Origin of the sequence: Rhodococcus sp. 15-649-2-2 (assembly GCF_002258645.1) — a bacterium.
In the GTDB taxonomy this organism is placed as follows: Bacteria; Actinomycetota; Actinomycetes; order Mycobacteriales; family Mycobacteriaceae; genus Rhodococcoides.
On the sequence record NZ_NPFM01000003.1, the window covers coordinates 1 to 1,361 of the forward strand.

General features: G+C 62.6%; 1 protein-coding gene. It reads left to right on the plus strand.

All coding sequences use genetic code 11. The annotated features are described in order from the left end of the window. The first annotated feature begins 103 nt into the window (after positions 1-103). Positions 104-1,303 carry a DDE-type integrase/transposase/recombinase gene (locus CH305_RS02125; RefSeq protein ID WP_094702400.1) on the plus strand — a complete coding sequence of 400 codons (1,200 nt, stop codon included), beginning with the start codon at positions 104-106 and terminating at the stop codon, positions 1,301-1,303. Positions 1,304-1,361 lie beyond the last annotated feature (58 nt).

Below are 1,361 nucleotides of genomic sequence, written 5' to 3' on the forward strand. Positions count from 1 at the left end.
CGTGTTCAGTCCGGGGACATATGAGACACGAGATGTCCACGGACATGTGACACACGGGCTGTGGTGATGCTGCGGGGCACTGTGACCGGCTATGGAGTAATCCATGGCCAGAACGGATGCCCAGATGAACCTGCTCGACGCCACCTTGACCGCATGGATCATCGAGGGAGCTGACGTCTTCGACGAACGAGGCCTGACGGGCTTCTGCGTCGATCACGGACTCTCCCGCAGTACCGCCAACCGCCACGCCGTCCGGATTCGAGAACGGGGCCGGTGGGAGCTCGACTCCCGCCGACCCCGCTCGAGCCCGGCACGCACCCCCGACACTGTCGAGGCCCACATCATCGCGCTACGGAGGAAACTGGGCCGCGAAAACGGTGCCGACAACATCCGCTACGAGCTGACAAAGCTTGCCGCCGAACATGATTGGTCAGCCAAAGGCTGGAAGATCCCAGCCAGATCCACCATCAACAACATCCTCACCCGACACGGGCTGGTCATACCGGAGCCGAAGAAGCGACCGAAATCGTCCTACCGCCGATTCCAATACGCCCGACCCCGCGACTGCTATCAGATCGACGCCACCGAAGTCGTACTCGCCGGCGGCGGTAAAGCCAATGTCTTCGAAGTCCTCGACGACTGCACCCGCACCCTCGTCGCGACCTACGTCTGCCACGCCGAGACCACCGCCGGTGCCATCGCCGCCATCGGTAAAGCGTTCGCCGACTATGGTGTGCCAGCAATAGTGTTGTCCGACAACGGAATGGCGTTCTGCGCAACCGCATCGAAGGGCCGCTCGAAGTTCAGTGCATTCGTCACCGATTCCGGTGCCCGCCTCATCCACTCGAGCCCGTACCACCCCCAGACCAACGGCAAAGTCGAACGCCACCACCGCACCTTCAAAGAGTGGCTCACCGACCAACCCACCCGGCCCGCCACCACCGCTCAACTACAGAAATCATGCAACCGATACCAGAAGTTCTACAACACCGACCGCCGCCACAGTGCCGTGAACATGCCCCCTGAGCAGGCCTGGAACCAAGCTGCGACCCTCGGCGGCCCGCAGCATCTACCCGCCCAGGTCGACGCCTCCGTCGGCACCCATCGCGTCTCCGACTCCGGCGTGATCGCCGTCGGCGACCACAAGATCTCCGTCGGACGACCCCACGCCTACACCCGCGTGACCGTCCTACGCGACGGAAACCACATCACCGCCTACAAGGCCAGCGGAGAAGTCCTCGGCCACCTGCATCTGAACATCGACAAGCTCTACCAAGGACAACTCCACCGCCCTGCAGCCTAGAATCGTGTCCCACATGTACCGAGACACCCGTGTCCCACATGTATCAAGACAGCACACG

Bases quoted from the DNA above. Each gene is read 5' to 3' on its own strand.
- CH305_RS02125 (WP_094702400.1), top strand. From the start codon at position 104: ATGGCCAGAACGGATGCCCAGATGAACCTGCTCGACGCCACCTTGACC.